The sequence below is a fragment of the Streptomyces hyderabadensis genome, assembly GCF_020404845.1.
GTDB lineage: Bacteria > Actinomycetota > Actinomycetes > Streptomycetales > Streptomycetaceae > Streptomyces > Streptomyces hyderabadensis.
Genome location: NZ_JAIOJZ010000045.1, coordinates 16,864 through 36,141, shown reverse-complemented (window position 1 = coordinate 36,141; position 19,278 = coordinate 16,864). Strand labels below are relative to the sequence as shown.

The window sequence follows — 19,278 nt, the reverse complement described above, 5'->3', positions numbered from 1 at the left end:
AGCGGAATTCACGGTGAGGAAGGAGCCGGTATGGCCGTACGGCAGTCACGGAACCGGACCAGGCGGCCGGCCGGCGTCGCGGCGGCGGTCGCGGTGGCGGCGCTGGTGGCCGCGGCGGGCCCCACGGCCGCCGCCGAACCGGCCCCGCCTGCACCCGCACCCGCGCCCGCGGCCCCGGCGTCCGGCGGTCCGGCCAAGACCCCCGCCTTCGGCGCCTACCTCGACTACGGCCCCCGCGGCGTGGCCCGGATGGCCGCGCTGAGCCACTGGCTGGGCGGCGCCGAGCTGCGCGTCGGCCACACCTACCTGCCCGGCGACCGCTGGAGCAACATCGAGGGCGCCCCCGGCTTCCTCGACGTGTGGGCCGACTGGCGCACCCGCGAGGCCGACCGGATGCTCGTCCTCAACGTGCCCATGATGGAGCGCAACGAGGAGCACGTGGACGACGACGAGGTGCGCGAACTGCTGCGCCAGGGCGCCGCCGGACGCTTCGACCACCACTTCCGCGCCCTCGCCGAACGCCTGGTCGCGCTCAAGGTGCCGGACACGGTCCTGGTGCTGGGCTGGGAGATGAACGGCACCACCTACACCCACCGCTGCGGCCCTGACCCCGAGGCCTGGAAGACGTACTGGAACCGGATCGTCACCACCATGCGAGCGGTGCCCGGCCAGAAGTTCCGGTTCGACTTCGCGCCGAGCCGCGGCCGGGACGCCGTGCCCTGGACGCAGTGCTACCCCGGCGACGCCACCGTCGACATCATCGGCATGGACTCCTACGACCAGCCGCGCGGCATGTCCTTCGACGAGCAGGTGAAGGAGCCGTACGGGCTGCAGGCGCACGTGGACTTCGCGAAGGCGCACGGCAAGCCCGTCTCCTACCCGGAATGGGGGCTGTTCCGCAACGGCGACAACGCCGCGTACATGCGGCGCATGCTCGCCTGGATGGACGAGCACAAGCCCGTGTACAACACGGTCACCGACTACTGCCCGCACGGCGTGTGGCAGTGCGACGACAACCCCCGGTCCACGGCCGTCTACCGGTCGGTGCTCTTCGGCCGCACCGACGAGCCCGAGCCGACGGCCCCCAGGCCCCCGGAGCCCACCGAGCCCACCGTGCCCACCGCGCCGCCCGTCCCGCCGGCGCCGTCCACCGCGCCCGAGCCCCCGGCCGGCTGCTCGCCGCTGGAGCTGGGCGACTGGGTGGAGTACTGGCTCGGCGGGAAGCTGTGCATGCGGCTCGACTGGTACGCGCGCGACAAGTAGCCGGGCACGGAGGGCGCCACGGCGGCGGCGGGCCCGGTCAGCCGCCGCCACCGTCGCGCTCCTTCCGCTCCGCGTGCCGCCGCAGCAGCTCCTTGCCCCGCCGTCGCGCGGTGGCGTCGGCCAGGGCCGCGGCCAGCAGCGGGGCCGTACGGCGGCGGGCCAGCAGCAGCCGCTGGTTCGACACCGGTTCCGGGCGCCAGCGGTGCTTGTACGGCTCGTCGCCCCGCAGCAGGCTCAGCGTGCCGCGCCCCGGGGCACGGGCGTACGCGGCGCACGCGTCCAGCAGCATCACCGCCACGTCCGCCCGCCGCTCCCGCAGCCGGGGGTGCGCGCCGTACAGATAGCCCCCGGCCAGCCGGTGGGAGAGCAGCGTCACGTCCACGGCCACCACCTCGTCGGCCATCCGGAACTCGGTGACCACCGCGTCCCCGGTACGCACCATCGGCCCCACGGCCCGCACCAGGTGTTCGCGGAACCGGGTCCGCAGGTGCTCGCCCGTCACCTGCCGGCCCCGCCACTGCAACCGGTGCAGTTCGAGCAGCCGCCGCACCGCCGCGTCCGCCTCGTCGGGCAGGACGGGCCTGCTCTTGACACCGAGCGCGTCCAGCCGGCGCAGCTGGGCACGCACCCGCTGCCTGGCCCGGGCCGAGGGCAGCCGGGCGACCAGCCCGTCCATCGGGAGGGCGGGCAGCTCCAGGCAGAGCGAGTCCGCGAGCCGGTGCCGGGGCCCGCGCCAGCGGGCGTAGACCCGCTCGGCGGCGGCGCCCGGCCGTACCTCGCGCAGGTCGACCAGCGCGGTGCGGGCCAGCGCGGCGAGGCCCGCGGTGAGCGCGGTCTCCGGGTCCGGGCCGCGTTCGTCGTCCAGCAGGACGTCCCCGTAGTCCGAGATCGCCCCGCCCAGCGGCACCAGCGCGGGAACCGGGCCGCGCACGCTCATCAGCGGCGCGGCGGCGACCAGTTCGCGCCCCTCACGGGCCAGCAGCAGCCGCAGCCGGCCGGGTGAGCCGTAGGAGCGCCACCAGGAGAGCAGCCAGGCGTGGCTCTGGAACGGGGTCGCGGCCGTGCACCGGCCGTACAGCCGCCGCCACTGCGGGGCCAGCCGGGCGAAGGCGGCCTCGTCGGTGACCAGTTCGACCGTGTGGCCGGGCGGGAGGAGGCCCGGGTGCGGCGGTCCCGGGTACGCCGGGTACGTCACAGCTGTCCGCGGACGTCGGCCGCCGACGCCGGTCCGGGTACGGCCGCCGCCGCGCGGCCCGGCCCTCCGCCGGGTCGGCGCGGCCGGACCAGCAGGGCGAGGCCGCCGAGGAGTCCGCCCGCGCTCGCGCCCACCAGGCCCGTCACCGTGGCGGACGCCGAGGACGCCTCGGTGGGCTCGGTGGCCCGGGCGAACTGCCGCAGCTCCACGTGGGTGTCGTCGGCGGCGGCCGCCGCGTGCCGGGTCAGGGCGCGGGCGACGGCGTTGGCCATGTCGGCGGCCTCCTCCGGGTCGGCGGAGGTGGCCGTCACCGAGACCATCGGCGCGTCCGGCGAGGTCGCGGTGCGCACGCTCCGCTCCAGGGTCGCCACCGGCACGTGGGCCCACATCTGCGCGTCCCCGAGCACCGCGAGCTGCGTGGCGACCCGGCCGTAGGCCTGCGCGAAGCCCAGCGCGGACGCGGGGTCGGAGGCGTCGGCGGGGACGGCGACGACGTAACTCGTCGCCGTGTACTGCGGGGTGGCGGCCAGGCCGTACCCGGCGCCGAGCAGCCCGCCGGCGAGGACCCCGGCCGCCAGCGGGGACCAGGGCGGCAGGGAGCGCAGGCGACCCGGGACCTGGCGCAGGGCGGCCCGCAGGCGGTGCCGCCGGGCGGCGGGCGGGGGCTCGTGGTCCGGCACGGGCGCGGCCGGGGACTGGGTGAGGGGCTCGGTCATGCGGAACTGACTCCCTGGGATGCCGGGGACGGAGACGGGGCCGGGAACGGGGGCAGCGGTTGCGTCAGGGTGGTCGCGTACACGTCCATCAGCCGGGCGGCGCTGCGGGTGACGCAGTAGTGGCGGGCCGCTTCGGGCGCGGTGCGCGTGCCGGGCCCCGGGCCGTGGGACGCGCGGGCCTCGGCGAGGGCGCGGGCGAACTCCCCGGCGCCGCCGACGACCCGCCGTGCCGTGGGCGCCGACGCGGCGGGCAGGTCCTCGATCGCCGGGCAGGAGGCGTACCGCACCGGCAGCCCCGACGCGAGCCCCTCCACGGCGGCCAGGCCGAAGGCCTCCTCCGGCGACGGCGACGCCAGGACGTCCATCGCGGCGGCCAGCGCGGGCAGGTCGGGTCCGGGGGAGCCGTCGGGGAGGTAGGGGCGCTCGCCGGTGAGCAGGACGCGGTCGGCGACCCCCGCCTCGCGGGCGGTGCGGCGCAGCAGGTGCTCCTGGGGGCCGCCGCCGACCAGCAGCAGCCAGCAGTCGGGCGGCAGCAGGGCCAGGGCGTGGACCAGCACGTCGAAGCGTTTGGCCGCCGTCAGCCTGCCGATGCCGCCGACGACGTACGCGCCCTCGGGCAGGCCGAGGCGGCGCCGGGTGCGCAGCCGCTGGACCGGGTCGAAGCGGAAGCGGTCCAGGTCGATGCCGTTGGGGACCACCTCGATGCGGGGCGCGGGCACGCCCCAGCGGCGCAGCCGGTCGGCGACGGTGGGGGAGACGGCGACCGTGGCGCTGCCCAGGCGCTCCCCGGCCAGGTACAGGGCGCGCACGCCCGGGGTGAGCGGGCGGCCCTCCATCTGGGAGTCGCCGAGGGAGTGTTCGGTGGCGACCACCGCGCGCACCCCGGCCAGGCGGGCGGCGAGGCGGCCGTAGAGGCAGGCGCGGTAGAGGTGGGTGTGCACCAGGTCGTAGCCGCCGGTGCGGATCAGGCGGGCCAGCCGGGGCAGCGCGGACAGGTCGCGGTTGCCGGTCATGCCGAGGTGGACGACGTGTACGCCGTCGGCCAGCAGCCCGTCGGCGACCGGGCCGGGGTTGGTGAGCGTCACGACGTCGCAGTCGACGGGGAGGTGACGCAGCAGCAGCCGCAGCTGCTGCTCGGCGCCGCCGACGCCGAGACCGGTGATGATGTGCAGGGCCTTCACGTCGGTCACCTCACACTCCCGCCGCCGCCCGGCGGCGCAACCGGTGCAGCCGGGTCTTCAACAGCAGCCGTACGGGGGTGTCCCGCTGGCCCACGTGCACGCGCGGCAGCGCGTACGGGCCGGTCAGCGGGCCGGGGTCGATCGCGCAGGCGTAGCCGTAACCGGCGGCGCGCACGGCGTCTACGGCGCGGGCGTCGACCGTGCCGTACGGGTAGCAGAACCCGGTCACCGGAGCACTGATCAGCTCCGCGAGCAGTGCTCTGCTCCCGGCGGTCTCGGCGCTCAGCGTGGCGTCGTCCGCCGTGGTCAGGTCGGCGTGGGTGAGGCCGTGCGAGCCGATCTCGACGCCCTCGGCGGCGGCGCGGCGGATGCCGTCGGCGGACAGCAGCGGCTTGCGCGGGCCCAGCGGGTCCCAGGCGTTGTCGCCGCCGAGCCGTCCCGGCAGCACGAAGAGGGTCGCCCCGCAGCCCCAGCGGCGCAGACACGGCAGCGCGTGCTCGACGAAGTCGGCGTACCCGTCGTCGAAGGTCAGCCCCACCAGGTCGCGGCCGCCGCCCCGGGCGCGGGCGGCCAGCAGCTCGGCGACCGGCACACCGCGCAGCCCGCGCCGCCGCAGCCAGCCCAGCTGCGCGTCCAGCCGGCCGGGCGTGACCGTGATGCGGTACGGGTCGTCCGAGCAGTCGCCGACGGAGTGGTACATGGCGACCCAGGGGACGGCGCCGGGGCGGGCGTCAACGGTCGCCGCGGAAACGGAAGCGGAACCGGAAGCGGAAACGGCCATGGCGGAACCTTCGTGTGACGGGGTGGAGGAAACGGACGGAGCCCGGGCCCCGGACGCCCAGGGCCAGGCAGAGCACGGCGAAGACGCCGCCGGCGGCCGCGGCGCCGACGGCCAGCGACAGGCCCGCCTGCGCGGCACCGGCCGGCCCGCCCGCGACGCCGGTGACCCGGTCCGCGGCCAGCGCACCCGCGCCGGTCGCCACGGCCGCCGCCAGTACCGGCCGGGCCAGGTCGGCCAGGACCCGCCGGATCCGCACCGGCACGCTGCGCGGGCCCATCCCGGCGAGCAGCAGGGCGGCGGTGACGGTGATGCCGGCGGCGTTGGCGGCGGCGATGCCGGTGACGCCCCACGGGCCGACCGCGCGGGCGCCGGCCACGGCGGTGGCGGCGACGCCGACGGCCATCGCGCCGAACGGGTACCAGGAGGCGCGGCCCGCCGAGAAGTAGGACCGGGCCAGCGCGCCCACCACGGTCTGGCCGAGCAGCCCGAGGGCGTACACGCGCATGACGCCCGCGGTCGCCGCCGTGTCGGCCGCCGTGAACGCGCCGCGCTGGAAGAGCAGGTGGACGATCTGCGGTGCGCAGGCGACGACGACGGTGGCGCCGAGGAGCACCAGGCAGGCGGCCAGCGACACGTCCCGCTCGACCCGGTCGCGGGCCCGCTCCGTGTCGCCGTCGGCCAGCGCGCGGGCCACCACCGGGAAGGTGACCGTGCACAGCATCAGCGACAGCGTCATCGGGATCTGGGCGACCTTCTGCGCGTAGTTCAGGTGCGAGATGGCCCCGGAGGGCAGCCCGGAGGCCAGGAAGCGCTCGATGAGCACCTGGGACTGGCGGCACAGGGCGAACAGCAGGACGGTGCCGAACAGGGCGAGGGCGAGGGGGCGTTCGCCCTCCCCGGTGCGCGTCGGCCGCCCGCCGCCGTCCCGGCGCCGCAACCGCCCGAGCAGCGACGGCAGCTGCGCCGCCACCATCAGGACCCCGCCCACCGCGACCCCGAGCGCCGCCGAACGCACCCCCCAGCGCCCGCCCAGCACGAACATCGCCGTGATGATGCCGGTGTTGTACGCGACGTAGATCGCCGCCGGTGCCAGGAACCGGCGGTGCGCCCGCAGCGCCGCACTGCAGTACCCGGCGAGCCCGAAGCTGACCACGCAGGTGGCGGTGAGCCGGGTGCAGTCCACCGCGAGGGCGTGCTCGGGCAGCGCCGGTGCCAGGGCCCGGACCAGCACCGGCGCGCCGACGGCGACCAGCGCACCGGCCGCGGCGAAGGCCAGCGCCAGCCGGGGCAGCGTCGAGGCGACCAGCGCGCGGACCGGGTCGCCGGGGGCGCCCCGGGCGCGGCGGGCCAGGGCCAGGCTGAACATCGGGACCAGCGCGAAGGCCAGGCCGTCCTCGATCAGCAGCGTCGCCGCGAACTCGGGCACCGTCCACGCCACCAGGAAGGCGTCCGTCTCGCTCCCGGCCCCGAACAGCCGGGCCAGCGCCTGGTCCCGGGCCAGCCCGAGCACCGACCCGGCCACCGACAGCGCGGCCGTGACCAGCGCGGCGCGGGCGAGGAAACGCCCGGAGGACCGACCCTCGGCGACGACTGCCGCCTCCGCGCGCGGGGAGTCGGGCCGGGGGCCCGCGTGCCGTGCGGCGGTTGCGGTGCCGGTTTGCGGTGGGGCGGTCGTGGCGTCGGTTTGTGGTGGGGCGGTTGCGGGGGCGGCGTGGGGTGGGGCGGTTGGGGTGTCGGCGTGGGCTGGGGACGTCGCGGTGCCCGTGCGTGGTGGGGCGGGCGCGGTGCCCGCGTGCCGCGCGGCGGTCGCGGGGGCGGAGGGCCGTGGGGTCTGCCGGGCCGGTGGGGTGGCCGTTCCGCCGGGGTCGTGGGCCGCGGCCGGGCCCGGGCCGTCGGGTGCGCCCGCTTCGCCCGCCGTGTGCGGCGAGGTCGTCGTCACCGCTGTGGCACCTCCCGCGCGGCACAACCCAGCGCCCACCAGGCCGCCAGGCCGAAGCACACCGCCGTCAGCACCGTCGACGGGCCGCCGATGTCGGCGTACGCGAAGTCGGTCAGCTGCCACACCAGCAGCCCGCAGGCGACGAACGCGCAGTCCGGCACCGCCCCCCGGTCCCGCCGCACGGCGACCAGCCGGCGCAGGCCCAGCACGAGCAGCGCCAGCCAGCTCCCGGCCAGCGCCAGCAGACCGATCAGCCCCTGCTCGGCCAGCACCAGCAGATACATGTTGTGCGGGGACAGCAGCGGCTGCCTGCGGTATCCGGCACCGGCACCATCGGTCTCGCTGCCCGAGGACAGCGCCAACGAGGCGTGTGCGTCGCGGTGTTCGGGAAAGCCCTTCAGGCCCACCCCGGTCAGCGGCCGCTCCCGCCACATCCCGGCCGCCGCCGCCCACATCGTGTAGCGGTCGGTCACCGACTGGTCGGGGGCGTCGGCGACCCGCGTGATGCTGCCGACCCGCTCCTGGAGCATCGCCGTACCGACCCCGAAGCCGCCCACCAGCACCACCGCCGCGGCGATCACGGCCGCTCCCACCGCCAGCGCCCGCCGCACCCCCGCGAGCAGCAGCTGCACCGCGCAGGTCACGGCCGTCGCGATCCACGCCCCGCGGCTGAACGACAGGGCGAGCGGCAGCAGCAGGACGAGCCCGCACCCGGCGGCGAGCAGCCGCTGCCGCACCGGCGCGCGGCCCAGCGCCAGCCCCACCGCGCAGACCAGCCCCAGCGAGACCACGGTCGCCATGCCCATCACGTCCTGCGGCCCGAAGGTGCCCACCGCCCGGATCCGCTCGCCCTGGTAGGAGGCGCCGGTCCCGGTCGCGTACTGGTGCACCCCGACCGCCCCCTGCCACAGCGCCAGCCCCACCACCGACCAGGTGAGCAGCCGTACGTCGCCCCGGTCGCGGACGAGCAGCAGGACGGCCGCCGGGACCAGGACGAAGACCTGGAGGTAGCGGCCGAGCCCGGCCGCCCCCGCCCCGGGCGACGCGGCGCCCGCGGCCGCGGCGGCCAGGCCCAGCACGGGCAGCCCGAGCACCACGGCCGCCGTACGGGACAGCGGGCGCCGCCGGTCCCGCAGCAGCCGCAGCGCGCAGTACAGCACCGCCAGGGCCGACACCGCGTCGGCCGGGTGCGCGCCGCCCCCGTCGTCCGGGGCGGAGGGCAGCGCGAGCAGCGCGACGACGGCGACCACGGCCAGCACCGGCGGCAGCCGTCGCGGGCGCGCCGTGGGCCGGAGGGGCAGGGCGTGGGCCACGGGGGTCAGCTCCCCGTGGGACGCACGAGCGCGGCGGCGGTGCGCAGCAGGATGCAGACGTCCCGCCACAGCGACCAGTCGTCGATGTAGGCGTTGTCGAAGCGGGCCCGGTCCTCGATGGAGGTGTCACCGCGCAGCCCGTTGATCTGGGCCAGGCCGGTGATTCCGGCCGGTACCCGGTGGCGGGCCGCGTAGCCGGGGTGGGCCTGGCTGAACCGGGCCACGAAGTACGGGCGTTCGGGGCGCGGGCCGACCAGGCTCATGTCGCCGCGGAAGACGTTCCACAACTGGAGCAGCTCGTCCAGCGAGGTGCGCCGCAGGAAGCGGCAGAACCACGGCATCCGGTGCTCGTCCGCAACGCTCCACCGGGTCGCCGACTCGTGTTCGTCGGCGGGCCGGTGGGTGCGGAACTTCAGCAGCGTGAACGGCCTGCCGCCCTCCCCGACGCGTTCCTGCCGGAACAGCACACCGGGACCGCCCACCACCCGCAGCACCGTCGCGCAGGCCAGCAGCAGGGGGCTCAGCAGCAGCAACAGCGCCCCGGACACCGTCACGTCCAGGACCCGCTTGCCCGCGCCGCCCGGCCGCCGACCCGCCGGTTCCAGCCGCCGGCAGGAGAACCCGGCGATCCGGTCCCCGCCCGGGCGGACCGGCGCGTCGGCGTACGCGGGGGCCTCGGCGTCCAGCTCCCACACCGCGCAGCCCGACTCGGCCAGCGCCCGCAGCAGCGCCGCCTGCCGGGGCCGTACGGCGCGGTCCACGGCCAGGACCTCCCGTACGCCGTTCTGCACGACCGCCCGCCACACCTCCTCGCCGGTGGACAGCACGGGCAGGCCCGCGGCGCCGCCCGGGTCGTCGGTGACGATCCCGACGGGGCGGACCCCGCAGCGCGGGTGGCGCAGCAGCGCCGAGGCCACGCGCTGCGCGGTCGCGGCGGGGCCGACGACGAGGGCGGCGCGGGGCCGGTTCAGCAGCGCCCTGCGGCGTCCGCGGTGCACCGCACCCCGACCGGCGCAGCCCGTCACCGCGTGCAGCAGGAAACCGGCGCACAGGGTGGGCACGGACAGCGCGTGCGGCGGAGCGTACGCCGCGACGAGCGCCGCCAGCGTCAGCCACACCACCGCGATCCGGCCGCACAGGGCGGGCAGCTCGTCCAGCACGCCGGAGGTCCGCCGGGCCGGGCGGGGCCGGGGGCGCAGCAGGAGCGAGGCGGCCACCAGCAGGGCCGCGAGCAGCGGTTGGTGCGGGGTGCCGGTGAGGACCAGCGAGCCCGGCAGGGCGGCAGTGCCGTCGGCGACGAGCAGCGGCAGCGGGGACTGTGGCCGTGGGGCGGGGCGCCGGGCGGGCAGCGGGGGGCCCGGGGTGCCGTCGCGCCGCGGCAGCACCGAGACGGGGGAGGAGCCGAGGTCGCGCGAGGGGCCGGCGGGGGAGGGAACGGTGCTGTCCGCGGTCACGGGTGGGTGGACTCCCTGCACTCGATGGACACGACGGCCGACCGCCCCACGGCCCCGGCACCCTCGCCGACGTCCTCACGGACGCAGCCGTCGCCGGTGCGATCGCCGGTGTCGTGGCCGGTGTGGGGTGTGGCTGCGTGGGGTGCGCCGTCGTCGATGCGGTCGCCGGTGTGGGGCGGGGGCGTGGGACGTACGCGGTTGTCGTTGCGGCCGCCGGTGTCGAGGCCGGCGTGGACCGGAGATGTGTGGCGCGTGCCGGTGCCGGTGCCGGTGGCGGTGGCGGTGTGGGGTGTGGTCGTGGGGCGTGCGCGGTCGCCGGTGTTGTGGACGGGGTCGGGCGTGGGCGTGGGGTGGGGGGCGTCGTGGACGTTGGGGAGGAGGTCGGCGTAGAGGGTCGTGATGGCCGCGGCCGTGTGCCGTACGTCGTGTGCGGACCGGACGTGCGCCCGCGCCCGGCGGCCGAGCGAGGCGCGCAACGGCGCGTCGAGCAGCAGCGCGGCGGTGGCCCCGGCCAGCGCCGCCGGGTCCTCGGCCGGGACCAGGCAGTGCGGTACGAGTGCGGGCGGCAGGCCCTCGCGCGCGCCGTCCACGTCGGTCACCACCACGGGCCGTCCGCAGGCCATCGCCTCCAGCGGGGCCAGGGCCATGCCCTCCCAGCGCGACGGCAGGACGACCAGGTCGGCGGCCCGGTACCAGGCGGCGGCATCGGCGACCGCCCCCGTGAACAGCACGGACGCCGGGGCCCGGGCGGCCAGTCGGGCGTGGTCCGGGCCGTCGCCGACCAGGACCAGCCGGGCGCCGGGCACCCGCGCGAGGACCGATTCCCAGGCGGCCAGCAGGACGTCCTGCCCCTTCTGCCGGCACAGCCGCCCCACGCAGACCACCAGCGGGGTGCGCGCGGCGATGCCGTGCCGCAGCCGCGGTCCGGCCGGGCCGTGCTGGGGGCACCCGGGCGCGTCGGAGCGGAAGCGGGCGAGGTCGACGCCGTTCGGGATCACCGACCAGGGCCCGCGCAGCCCGGCCCGTACCCCCCGCAGCCGTTCCGCCTCGCTCACGCACACCGTCCGCGCCGTCCACCGCCCCGCCCACCGCTCCCACCCCAGCGCGAGGCGCGCCGCGGACCCGCCGACCGCCTCGAACGACCAGGCGTGCGGCTGGAACACGGTGGGGATCCGGCCCCGTACGGCGAGCCGCCCGGCCAGACCGGCCTTGGCGCTGTGCGCGTGCACCAGGTCGGGCCGTACGTCCTCGACCACGCGGCGCAGCCGCCGTACCTCCGGCACCAGCGCCGGGCCCGGCGCGCGGGTCGCGGGCCAGGGCCGCACGTCGGCGCCCAGCGCGCGCAGCCGGTCCGCGAGCCCCCCGCCGGGGCAGGCGACCACGACGCGCAGTCCCGCGGCGAGCTGAGCCCGCGTCAGGTCCGTCACCATCCGGGCGACCCCGCCGTCCACCGGTTGGGTGACGTGCAGAACCCGTGGCCGCGAGCCGGTCGGTGGCAGGTGCATGCGCGTTTCCTCGCTCACGGGGACGGCTCGGGACGGGCGGGAACGCGCCCGGCCGCGGGGCGCCGGCCGCGACGCGGCATACGGGTGCGTCGAATGGGTCGAATGGTGCGGGACTCTAGCTGCTATCCGTACTAATACGGTGAAACCGGGTAAGTGTGTTGGATTTGTGAACGCCGGTCTCTCGCGAGATCACCCCTTTGGCGGCACAACTCGGGCCCGCGCCACGCGTTGACACTGCGCCGGGCAGCCGCCCGGGTGTGTGTACAACCCCAAGGAGCACTTCTCCATGTCGCGTATCGCGAAGGGCCTGGCCCTGACCTCCGTCGCCGCCGCCGCGGTGGCGGGCACCGCCGGTGTCGCCGCCGCCGACAGCGGCGCGCAGGCCGCCGCCGCCCACTCCCCGGGCGTCCTGTCCGGCAACGTGGTGCAGGTCCCGGTCCACATCCCGGTCAACGTCTGCGGTAACACCGTCGACATCATCGGCCTGCTGAACCCGGCGTTCGGCAACGAGTGCGAGAACGACTGACGTCGGCTCACCACTTGCCGCACCGGCCGTCCGTACCGCGGTTCCTCCGCGAGCGGGCGGCCGGTTCGCGTTGCCCCGCGGACGGCGGTGTGCTGCCCCGAATGGGGGCTCCGGGCGGCGACACGGCGCACGGACCTTGACAGGGCGTCTCACCAGGTAAGACGCGGCATGCGAGAAGGGCGGGCGGGCGCGCGGGGTCCCCGCCTGCGTTGCAGAGCGCCAAGGGCGATTCCACGGTGGGCACAACATCCGACGCACCACCGAAAGGAACCCCCATGCGTCTGCCCGCACGGCGAATCGCCACCTCCGCCCTCTGCGCCGGCCTGCTGATCGGCCTGTCCGGTCCGGCGGTCATGGCGGCCGACGGCGACTCGGTCCGGGAACGCACCCACGCGGCGTCCCGCGCACCCCTGCCCGACGCGGAGGAACTGCAGAGCCAGGTCGGCAGCCTGGCCGGCCTGGGCGGCGTGCTCACGCCCGTCACCGACCTGCTCAGCGCCGTCCTTAAGGCCGACGACGGCCAGCTCTCCGCCACGGACGCCGACAAGCTCTCCGCCGCCGTCAAGGACGCCCTCGCCAAGGCGGAGGCGGCCGGCGCGGACGCCGACGACGCGGCGACCACCCCCGGCACCGACACCCAGGCCCAGCCGCCGGCCGTGACCGCGCCGGAGACCGGCACCGACACCCCGGTCACGCTCCCGGCGCCCGTCACGGCGCCGGGCGACGACGGCACGGCGGCGGCGTCCGACCTGACCGCGACCGCCAACGCCGCCCTGCAGAAGCAGGTCGACGCCCTGGTCAAGGCCACCACCTCGGGCACCGCCGCGGAGGTGAGCCCGGCCGTCGAGGACCTGATGACCGGCATCGTCAACGTCGTCGCCGCCACCATGGTCGGCAACGGCCTGCCCGCCGCGGACCTCGCCGGGCTGCCCGGCGTACCGACCGCGCCGGAGGCCGCCACGCCGGAGGCCGCCGCACCCGCGGACCCCTCCTGACGCCGAGCAGGCCACCCGGGCCGTCGCGCCTCCCCTTCCGGAGGTGCGACGGCCCTTTCCGTGTCCGGCTCCGCGTCGGGTTCCGCGTCCGTTTGCGCGTCCGGAGATCTCATATGTCTTCCGGACGGCGGAGTTTCCGGGTCCGGCGCAGGTCGTTAGGGAGGGCGTCAGCAACACCTCCGGTGACACGGGTCGCCGAAGAAAGGAACACCATGAAGTCCCTCAAGGCAGCCGCCGTCGTCGCCGGTTCCCTGGTCGCCGCCGGCTCCGCCGTGCCCGCGTTCGCCTACGACGCCTCCGACGCCGCCGCGCTCACGCCCACCAGCCTCAACGGCGCCGTGAACGCGCTGACCGCGGAGCCCATCGACGTGATGCCGATCAAGCACCAGTCGGAAGCGCGGTCCGACGCGCTGGACACCGAGAACAAGGGCTCCGTGCTGCACACCGTGAACGGCGCGACCACCGAGCTGAACTCCGCGAGCGGTCTGCTGGGCGGCCTTCCGCTGGGCGGCTGAGCCCACCCCCCCGTTCCCCGCCGAACCCCCGCCGCCCCGGAGCCGTACCCCCGCCTTCTCGAAAGGGACCGTGCCTGTCATGAAGCCGACCACCAGACGAACCCTGGCCGCCGTCGTCACCGGTGTGGCCGCCGCCGTGGGCGTGGCCGCGACCCCCGCCGCCGCGGCCCGCTCCGTTCCCGTACCGGTGCCGCTGGGCGGCGCCGAGACGGCCCTCGGGATGGAACTGCCCGAGGTGGCCGGCGAGCTGCCCGTGCCGACGGCGGGCGCGCCGGAGGGCCCGCAGTACGTCGAGGGCCGGCTGCTGCCGGAGCGCACGCTGCCGCAGGTGCCGGTGCACGGCGGGCTGCCCGGCGTCGACGTGCGCCAGCCGCTGCCGCACGTCCTCGGCGACGAGTTCGACCACGCCGGTGTCGACGCCCCCGCCGCCGACCTGCGCACCCTGGCGCCGGGACTGTCCCTGGACGCCCCGCTCACCGCGCCGAAGCCCGAGGCACTCGGACTGCCGGCACCCAAGCTGCCCGAGGTCGGTGTGCTCGCCCCGGTGGTCCGGACGGTCCCGGTGGCCGACCTGGGCGTCGGACCGGGCCTCTGACCCGCCTGGCCGCCCCGCCCGAGCGGGCGGCTCTGCTCCGACTGGCCCTGCGTGCGGTGACCGCGGGGCCCGCCGTCCGGTTAGCGGTGCGGACCAACGCAACCGGACGAGGAGTGAGCCATGGTCGGCAGCACAGGCACGACGGCGAACGGCGCGACGGAGAGAAGCGCGCGGCGGGAGTACGCGGCGGAGGGTACGGCTGAAGGCGGGCCCTCGTCCGGCACCCGGCGGCAGGTGATGCGGGGGCTGCTCGCCCCGGCCCTCGCCGTCGGCCTGGCGCCCCTGATCGCCGCCTCGCGGCCCTCCGGGGCCGCGCAGGCCGCCACGACCGGGCCGCGAGCCGCCCACCCCGGGCCGCACGCCGCCGAGTCCGCCGACGGAGCCGAGAGCGCCGCCTTCGACGAGACCTACCGCGGCCGGCGCATCCGCGGCATCCGCTCCGCCGCGGGCCGGGCCGTGGGCGCCGGCACCTGGCAGGTCACCGTGGACGGCCGTCCGCTGCACCTGATGCGCCGGGCCGACGGCAGCTGGCTGAGCATGGTCGACCACTACCGGTCGTACCCCACCCCGCTCGCCGCGGCCCGCGGCGCCGTCGACGAACTCGGCCCCGGCGAGCACCTGCGCGACACCCCGTCCACCGGCCACGACCAGCACTCCGGGGGGCGGCATGGCGTACACGCGTAAGGACGTCAGCACGCTGACCCGCAGCGAGAAGCGACGGTTCGTCAACGCGCTGCTGGAGGTCAAACGACGCGGTGAGTACGACGAGTTCGTGCGCACCCACATCGAGTACTACGTCTCCGACGGCGAGGACGGACTGCGTACGGCGCACATGGCGCCGTCCTTCCTGCCCTGGCACCGCCGGTTCCTGCTGGACCTGGAGGAGGCGCTGCGCCGGGTCGACTCGTCGGTCACCGTGCCGTACTGGGACTGGACGAAGGACCGCAGCGCCAAGTCGACGCCCTGGACCGCGGACCTGCTGGGCGGCACCGGACGCCGTTCCGACCACCGGGTCACCACCGGCCCCTTCGCGCACGCCGAGGGCAACTGGACCATCAAGGTGAACGTCACCGACACGGAGTACCTCACCCGGGACCTCGGTCGGGCGGGCGATCCCCTCGGCCTGCCCACGAAGAGCGACCTGGAGTGGGCACTGGACGACCCGGCGTACGACACCTCGCCCTACGACTCCACGGTCCGCAAGGGCTTCCGCAACAAGCTGGAGGGGTGGGGCGCCGGACGGGGCAGCGTCTCCTGGCGCAACCACAACCGCGTGCACCGCTGGGTCGGCGGCGCGATGGTCGGCGGCGCCTCCGTCAACGACCCGGTGTTCTGGCTGCACCACGCCTTCGTCGACCTCCAGTGGTCGCGCTGGCAGGCCCGCCACCGCGGCGCCCGCTACCTGCCCGCGGAGCCGCCCGGCCGGGGCAGCGCGCAGCGCGGGCGGATCGTCGCGCGGCACGAGAAGCTGCCGCCGTGGGACGTGACACCGGACGAGCTGGAGGACGTCGGCCGGATCTACCGGTACGCCTGAACGGCTCCGGCCGGATACCGGACTGGATACGGGACCGGGTACGGGACGACCGGATACGGGTCCGGAGACGGGAGGAGCCCCGGCCGGGGAGGCCGGGGCTCCTCGGTGACCGGGGACTCAGCCGCCGTAGCCGCCGCTCTTGTCCTCGTCGTCGCCGTTTTCGCAGGTGTTGCCGAAGGCCGGGTTCAGCAGACCGATCACGTCGATGGTGTTGCCGCAGACGTTGACCGGCACGTGCACCGGGACCTGGACGACGTTGCCGGACAGGACACCGGGGGAGCCGATGGCCGCGCCCTCCGCGCCCGCGTCCGCCATGGCCATGCCGGTGCCGCTGAGCACCACGGCACCGGCGCCGAGGGCGATGCCGGCGGCCTTCGCGATGCGAGACATCACGTTCTCCTTCTGACTCGGGGAGCACGGCGGCAGGACGCGCCGCCGCACTGCCGGTTCAACGCACCCGGTCGCAGCGGGTCACGGGGGGAATGTGCGGATCACCCTTTTTGAGCGCAGGGGGTGCGGGGGCGGCTGCGGCCCGCGGGAACCGCGGAAAACCGTTCCCGTGCGGGCCGGTGTGTCCACTAGCCTCCCGGCATGCCGAATGACCGATCCGACTCGTCCGCCGAGGATCCCGAGTCGTCCCCGTCGTCCCCGTCGTCCCAGCGATCCCGGTCGCCGCAGCCGTCGCAGCCGTCCGTGGAGGCGTCGTCGTCGGCGTCCGCGCTCGCCGCGCTGCCCGCCCTCTTCGCCGAGGAGGGCCGGGTGCGGGCCTTCGCGGCCGTGGCCCTCGGCGCGGGTGACGCCGCCCGGGTGGCACGGGCGGCCGGCCTGTCCGCGAAGGAGACGTCCGGCGCGCTGCGCCGACTGCGGGAACAGGGCGTGGTGGCCTCCGGGCCGGACGGCCAACTCGTCGTCGTCCACGACCGGTTCCGGGAGCTGGCCCGCGTGGCCCGCCCGGCCTCGTGGGCGCCCGAGGCCCCCGCCACGGCGGGTGGTGACGGCCGGGCCGACATGATCGTGCGGACCTTCGTCAGGGACGGCCGGCTGGTGCGGCTCCCCGCGCGCTGGACGCGCAAGAAGGTGGTGCTGCGGCACATCGCCGAGCAGACCTTCGCGCCCGGCGTGGAGTACCCGGAACGCACCGTCGACGAGAAGCTGCGCGCCTGGTGCGAGGACGGCGAGGTCGACCATGTGACGCTCCGGCGCCATCTGGTGGACTTCGGTCACCTGCGCCGGAGCGACGGGATCTACGCGCGCCCGGCGGAGTCCGCCCGGACGGGCACCGCCTGAGCGCCCCTACACCGGGCCCGGCGTGGTGGGCGGCGGCACGGGCAGCCGCCGTACCGGGGAGCCCGCCAGGTAGGCCGCGATCGCCTCGACGGCCTGGCCGTAGTACGTGGCGTAGTTGGCGCGTGTGACATAGCCCAGGTGGGGTGTCGCGAGCAGCCGCGGGGCGGTGCGCATCGGGTGGCCGGCGGGCAGCGGCTCGGTGTCGAAGACGTCCACGCCCGCGCCGGCGATGCGCCCCTCGTGCAGCGCGGCGAGCAGCGCCTCCTGGTCGACGATCGCCGCGCGCGAGGTGTTGACCAGGTAGGCGGTCGGCTTGAGCAGGGCCAGTTCGGCGGGGCCGAGCAGGCCGCGGGTGCGCTCGCCCAGCGCCAGGTGGACGGAGACGAAGTCGGCGTCGCGCAGGAGCGCTTCCTTGGAGGGGGCCAGTTCGACGCCGACCTCGTCGGTGCGCTCCCGGGTGAGGTTCTGGCTCCAGGCGCTCACCCGCATGCCGAAGGCCAGGCCGACCTGCGCCACCCGCCCGCCGATCTTGCCCAGGCCCAGCAGTCCGAGCCGGCGGCCGTGCAGGTCGGCGCCCACCGTCTGCTGCCAGGGGCCGCCCTCGCGCAGTCCGTTGCCCTCCTGGACGATGCCGCGGGCGAGGCCCAGCAGCAGCGCCCAGGTCAGCTCGACGGGCGGGGTGGAGGACGAGGCCGTACCGCAGACGGTGACGCCGTGCGCTTCGGCGGCGGCGTAGTCGATCACGCTGTTGCGCATGCCGGAGGCGACGAGCAGTCTCAGCCGCGGCAGCCTGGCGAGCAACGAGCCGGGGAACGGCACCCGTTCGCGCAGGGTGACCACGATGTCGGCGTCCGCGAGCGCCGCGGCGAGGGCGTCCTCGTCCGCGAAGTGGGTGTCGTACGACACGACCTCCACGGAGTCGGCGACCGGCGACCAGTCGGCCACCTCCGTCGCCACCCGCTGGTAGTCGTCGAGCACGGCGCAGCGCAGTCGCACGGTGGTGGTCCCTCTCGCCGAACGGGCAGTGGCGGCCGCCGAGTCTACCGAGGCCGGTGTCGCGGCGGTGCCCTCAGGCCGGGGCGGACCCGGTGGCCGCGGCCGCCAGGCGCAGCCCCACGCCGATCGCCGCCAGGTCCTCCTCGTACGCACCGTGGCGGCGGGCGCACCTGGCCAGGTCCCGGTCGTGCCGGAAGGCCCCGCCCCGGGTGATGTGCGGGTCGAAGGCCCAGTCCTCGACCAGCGGTACGTCGTCGGGGGCGCCCGGGTAGGGGGCGTACAGCGTGGACGTCCACTCGTCCGCGTTGCCCGCCATGTCCAGCACCCCGAACGGCCCGGCACCCTCCGGGAAGGAGCCGACCGGCGTGGTCGTACCGATGCCCAGGTCCACCAGGTTGGCCAGCCCGGTGCGGTACTCGTCGCCCCACGGGAACTCCCGGCCGTCGTCGCCGCGGGCCGCGCGCTCCCACTCGTCCTCGGTGGGCAGCCGGACGCTCGGATCGCCGGTCCGCTCGCCGAGCCACCGGCAGTAGGCCGTCGCCGCCTCCCAGCTCACCCCGGTGACGGGATGGTCGCCGGGCGCCCCGGGCACCGGCCGGCCGGTGGCCGCGGCGAACACCGACCACTGGCCGACGGTGACCGGAGTACGGGCGATCCGGAAGGCCGGGACGTGGATCTCCGCGGCCGGCGCCTCCTTGAGGTACCACTCCACTGGCACCCCCGTGTCGGCGTAACTCTCCGCCACCAGCGGAACGTCCCGCGTCGGGGTGCCCCGGCGCAGCACCCCCGCCGGGATCTCCACCCAGTCCACCGGTTCGATCCGCATCGCTCCTCCTCGGCCCGTCCGACAGGACCACCATGATCGCCTGAACGCGCCGGCGGCGAGCCGGTCCACGGACGGAGACCGGCAGGGCATTCGGGCCTAGGTCCCCGCCCCGGCGTGGGCGAGCAGCGCCGCCGCGTAGGCCCGCATGACCCGGTGCTCCCGCACGTGGACCACCGGGACGCGCCCCCCGGGACCCGCGGGGCCGCAGTCGGTCACCACCGCGGCGTGGCGCAGCAGCACATAGCCCTCGGAGGCCGCCGCGCGGAAGGCCGCCGGGTCGCTGCGCGCCAGCTCGGACCACTCCTGGTGCCCTTCGCCCAGCGCCGCACGGGACGTCTCCAGCAGGTCGGGCCCGCACAGCCCCGGCCGCAGCGCGTCCACCGCGATGCCGTCCACCGTGGTGGCGAGGTCGACACAGACCGGTCCGTCGCCGAACCGCCGTTCGTCCAGCGCGCACAGGGCGGTCTCGGCGGCCCAGTCCTGCTCCGTCCCACGGCGGGGCAGCAGGAGCGCGAAGGCGAACTCGCAGGCCCGCCGCCGGTGGTCGGCGGGCCCGCTCACGCGCCAGATCGCACAGATCCGGCAGGAGTCCCCGAGAGCGACGGCGTTGATGTGCAGCCCCGTGGTCATGGGTGGTGACATGCCTTCGACTCCCGG

General features: G+C 76.4%; 19 protein-coding genes and 1 pseudogene. 8 read left to right on the top strand and 12 right to left on the bottom strand.

Going from position 1 to position 19,278, the window contains the following annotated elements; genetic code table 11:
- Window positions 1-30: 30 nt before the first annotated feature.
- A complete protein-coding gene (locus K7854_RS28185) occupies window positions 31-1,263 on the top strand; it encodes a glycoside hydrolase family 26 protein (RefSeq protein ID WP_226029363.1) in 1,233 nt (410 codons plus the stop codon).
- A gap of 37 nt (window positions 1,264-1,300) precedes the next feature.
- Here the strand turns inward: K7854_RS28185 and K7854_RS28180 are convergent, their stop codons facing one another.
- The 8 genes and pseudogenes from K7854_RS28180 to K7854_RS28145 form a co-directional block, all read right to left on the bottom strand.
- The gene (locus K7854_RS28180) at window positions 1,301-2,458 is read right to left on the bottom strand and encodes a GNAT family N-acetyltransferase (protein WP_226029362.1); all 1,158 of its coding nucleotides are present in this window, start codon (window positions 2,456-2,458) and stop codon (window positions 1,301-1,303) included.
- Window positions 2,455-3,174, bottom strand: a complete 720-nt coding sequence (locus K7854_RS28175; protein WP_226029361.1) for a YveK family protein — start codon at window positions 3,172-3,174, stop codon at window positions 2,455-2,457. Before K7854_RS28175 ends, K7854_RS28180 begins: the two co-directional genes overlap by 4 nt.
- Window positions 3,171-4,355, bottom strand: a complete 1,185-nt coding sequence (locus tag K7854_RS28170) for a glycosyltransferase (protein WP_226029393.1) — start codon at window positions 4,353-4,355, stop codon at window positions 3,171-3,173. Before K7854_RS28170 ends, K7854_RS28175 begins: the two co-directional genes overlap by 4 nt.
- A gap of 10 nt (window positions 4,356-4,365) precedes the next feature.
- Window positions 4,366-5,055: a polysaccharide deacetylase family protein gene (locus K7854_RS28165; RefSeq protein WP_226029360.1), complete on the bottom strand. Its 690-nt coding sequence runs from the start codon at window positions 5,053-5,055 to the stop codon at window positions 4,366-4,368.
- A gap of 31 nt (window positions 5,056-5,086) precedes the next feature.
- Window positions 5,087-7,075 (bottom strand): murein biosynthesis integral membrane protein MurJ, encoded by a 1,989-nt coding sequence (gene murJ, locus K7854_RS28160; RefSeq protein ID WP_372481081.1) that lies wholly within the window; start codon window positions 7,073-7,075, stop codon window positions 5,087-5,089.
- Complete coding sequence (locus tag K7854_RS28155) at window positions 7,072-8,388, bottom strand: O-antigen ligase family protein (RefSeq protein ID WP_226029359.1); 1,317 nt, start codon at window positions 8,386-8,388, stop codon at window positions 7,072-7,074. The genes murJ and K7854_RS28155 overlap by 4 nt, the downstream gene beginning before the upstream one ends.
- A 5-nt stretch (window positions 8,389-8,393) precedes the next feature.
- Entirely contained in the window at window positions 8,394-9,842 is a 1,449-nt protein-coding gene (locus K7854_RS28150; RefSeq protein WP_226029358.1) for a sugar transferase, read from the bottom strand.
- Window positions 9,843-10,138: 296 nt separating this feature from the next.
- Window positions 10,139-11,347 (bottom strand): annotated as a pseudogene (locus tag K7854_RS28145) (glycosyltransferase); the annotation flags it as partial.
- 286 nt (window positions 11,348-11,633) lie between these two features.
- Between K7854_RS28145 and chpG the strand changes: the two are divergent.
- The 6 genes from chpG (at window position 11,634) to K7854_RS28115 (ending at window position 15,512) form a co-directional block, all read left to right on the top strand.
- Window positions 11,634-11,873, top strand: coding sequence for a chaplin ChpG (gene chpG, locus K7854_RS28140; protein WP_019325464.1), 240 nt, complete (start codon window positions 11,634-11,636; stop codon window positions 11,871-11,873).
- 275 nt (window positions 11,874-12,148) lie between these two features.
- Entirely contained in the window at window positions 12,149-12,868 is a 720-nt protein-coding gene (locus K7854_RS28135; RefSeq protein WP_226029357.1) for a hypothetical protein, read from the top strand.
- A 212-nt stretch (window positions 12,869-13,080) separates the two neighbouring features.
- Entirely contained in the window at window positions 13,081-13,383 is a 303-nt protein-coding gene (locus K7854_RS28130) for a hypothetical protein (RefSeq protein WP_226029356.1), read from the top strand.
- A gap of 79 nt (window positions 13,384-13,462) precedes the next feature.
- Window positions 13,463-13,978: a hypothetical protein gene (locus K7854_RS28125; RefSeq protein ID WP_226029355.1), complete on the top strand. Its 516-nt coding sequence runs from the start codon at window positions 13,463-13,465 to the stop codon at window positions 13,976-13,978.
- Window positions 13,979-14,098: 120 nt separating this feature from the next.
- Window positions 14,099-14,662 (top strand): tyrosinase family oxidase copper chaperone, encoded by a 564-nt coding sequence (locus tag K7854_RS28120; protein ID WP_226029354.1) that lies wholly within the window; start codon window positions 14,099-14,101, stop codon window positions 14,660-14,662.
- On the top strand, window positions 14,646-15,512 hold the full coding sequence (locus tag K7854_RS28115; protein WP_226029353.1) for a tyrosinase family protein: 867 nt from the start codon (window positions 14,646-14,648) through the stop codon (window positions 15,510-15,512). The genes K7854_RS28120 and K7854_RS28115 overlap by 17 nt, the downstream gene beginning before the upstream one ends.
- A gap of 117 nt (window positions 15,513-15,629) precedes the next feature.
- On the opposite strand, the gene chpF is transcribed toward K7854_RS28115, so the two are convergent.
- Window positions 15,630-15,902, bottom strand: a complete 273-nt coding sequence (chpF, locus tag K7854_RS28110) for a chaplin ChpF (protein ID WP_226029352.1) — start codon at window positions 15,900-15,902, stop codon at window positions 15,630-15,632.
- A 201-nt stretch (window positions 15,903-16,103) separates the two neighbouring features.
- Here chpF and K7854_RS28105 point away from each other — a divergent pair, with 201 nt between their 5' ends.
- Window positions 16,104-16,799 (top strand): DUF2087 domain-containing protein, encoded by a 696-nt coding sequence (locus tag K7854_RS28105; protein WP_226029351.1) that lies wholly within the window; start codon window positions 16,104-16,106, stop codon window positions 16,797-16,799.
- A gap of 6 nt (window positions 16,800-16,805) precedes the next feature.
- Here the strand turns inward: K7854_RS28105 and K7854_RS28100 are convergent, their stop codons facing one another.
- The 3 genes from K7854_RS28100 to K7854_RS28090 form a co-directional block, all read right to left on the bottom strand.
- Entirely contained in the window at window positions 16,806-17,795 is a 990-nt protein-coding gene (locus K7854_RS28100; protein ID WP_226029350.1) for a D-2-hydroxyacid dehydrogenase family protein, read from the bottom strand.
- A 73-nt stretch (window positions 17,796-17,868) separates the two neighbouring features.
- Window positions 17,869-18,621 carry a formylglycine-generating enzyme family protein gene (locus tag K7854_RS28095; RefSeq protein WP_226029349.1) on the bottom strand — a complete coding sequence of 251 codons (753 nt, stop codon included), beginning with the start codon at window positions 18,619-18,621 and terminating at the stop codon, window positions 17,869-17,871.
- Between the two features lie 96 nt (window positions 18,622-18,717).
- Window positions 18,718-19,263, bottom strand: a complete 546-nt coding sequence (locus K7854_RS28090; RefSeq protein WP_226029348.1) for a hypothetical protein — start codon at window positions 19,261-19,263, stop codon at window positions 18,718-18,720.
- Window positions 19,264-19,278: the final 15 nt, after the last annotated feature.

Bases quoted from the DNA above. Each gene is read 5' to 3' on its own strand.
- K7854_RS28185 (WP_226029363.1), top strand. From the start codon at position 31: ATGGCCGTACGGCAGTCACGGAACCGGACCAGGCGGCCGGCCGGCGTC.
- K7854_RS28175 (WP_226029361.1), bottom strand. From the start codon at position 3,174: ATGACCGAGCCCCTCACCCAGTCCCCGGCCGCGCCCGTGCCGGACCAC.
- K7854_RS28165 (WP_226029360.1), bottom strand. From the start codon at position 5,055: ATGTACCACTCCGTCGGCGACTGCTCGGACGACCCGTACCGCATCACG.
- chpG (WP_019325464.1), top strand. From the start codon at position 11,634: ATGTCGCGTATCGCGAAGGGCCTGGCCCTGACCTCCGTCGCCGCCGCC.
- K7854_RS28135 (WP_226029357.1), top strand. From the start codon at position 12,149: ATGCGTCTGCCCGCACGGCGAATCGCCACCTCCGCCCTCTGCGCCGGC.
- K7854_RS28130 (WP_226029356.1), top strand. From the start codon at position 13,081: ATGAAGTCCCTCAAGGCAGCCGCCGTCGTCGCCGGTTCCCTGGTCGCC.
- K7854_RS28125 (WP_226029355.1), top strand. From the start codon at position 13,463: ATGAAGCCGACCACCAGACGAACCCTGGCCGCCGTCGTCACCGGTGTG.
- K7854_RS28120 (WP_226029354.1), top strand. From the start codon at position 14,099: ATGGTCGGCAGCACAGGCACGACGGCGAACGGCGCGACGGAGAGAAGC.
- K7854_RS28115 (WP_226029353.1), top strand. From the start codon at position 14,646: ATGGCGTACACGCGTAAGGACGTCAGCACGCTGACCCGCAGCGAGAAG.
- chpF (WP_226029352.1), bottom strand. From the start codon at position 15,902: ATGTCTCGCATCGCGAAGGCCGCCGGCATCGCCCTCGGCGCCGGTGCC.
- K7854_RS28105 (WP_226029351.1), top strand. From the start codon at position 16,104: ATGCCGAATGACCGATCCGACTCGTCCGCCGAGGATCCCGAGTCGTCC.
- K7854_RS28095 (WP_226029349.1), bottom strand. From the start codon at position 18,621: ATGCGGATCGAACCGGTGGACTGGGTGGAGATCCCGGCGGGGGTGCTG.
- K7854_RS28090 (WP_226029348.1), bottom strand. From the start codon at position 19,263: ATGTCACCACCCATGACCACGGGGCTGCACATCAACGCCGTCGCTCTC.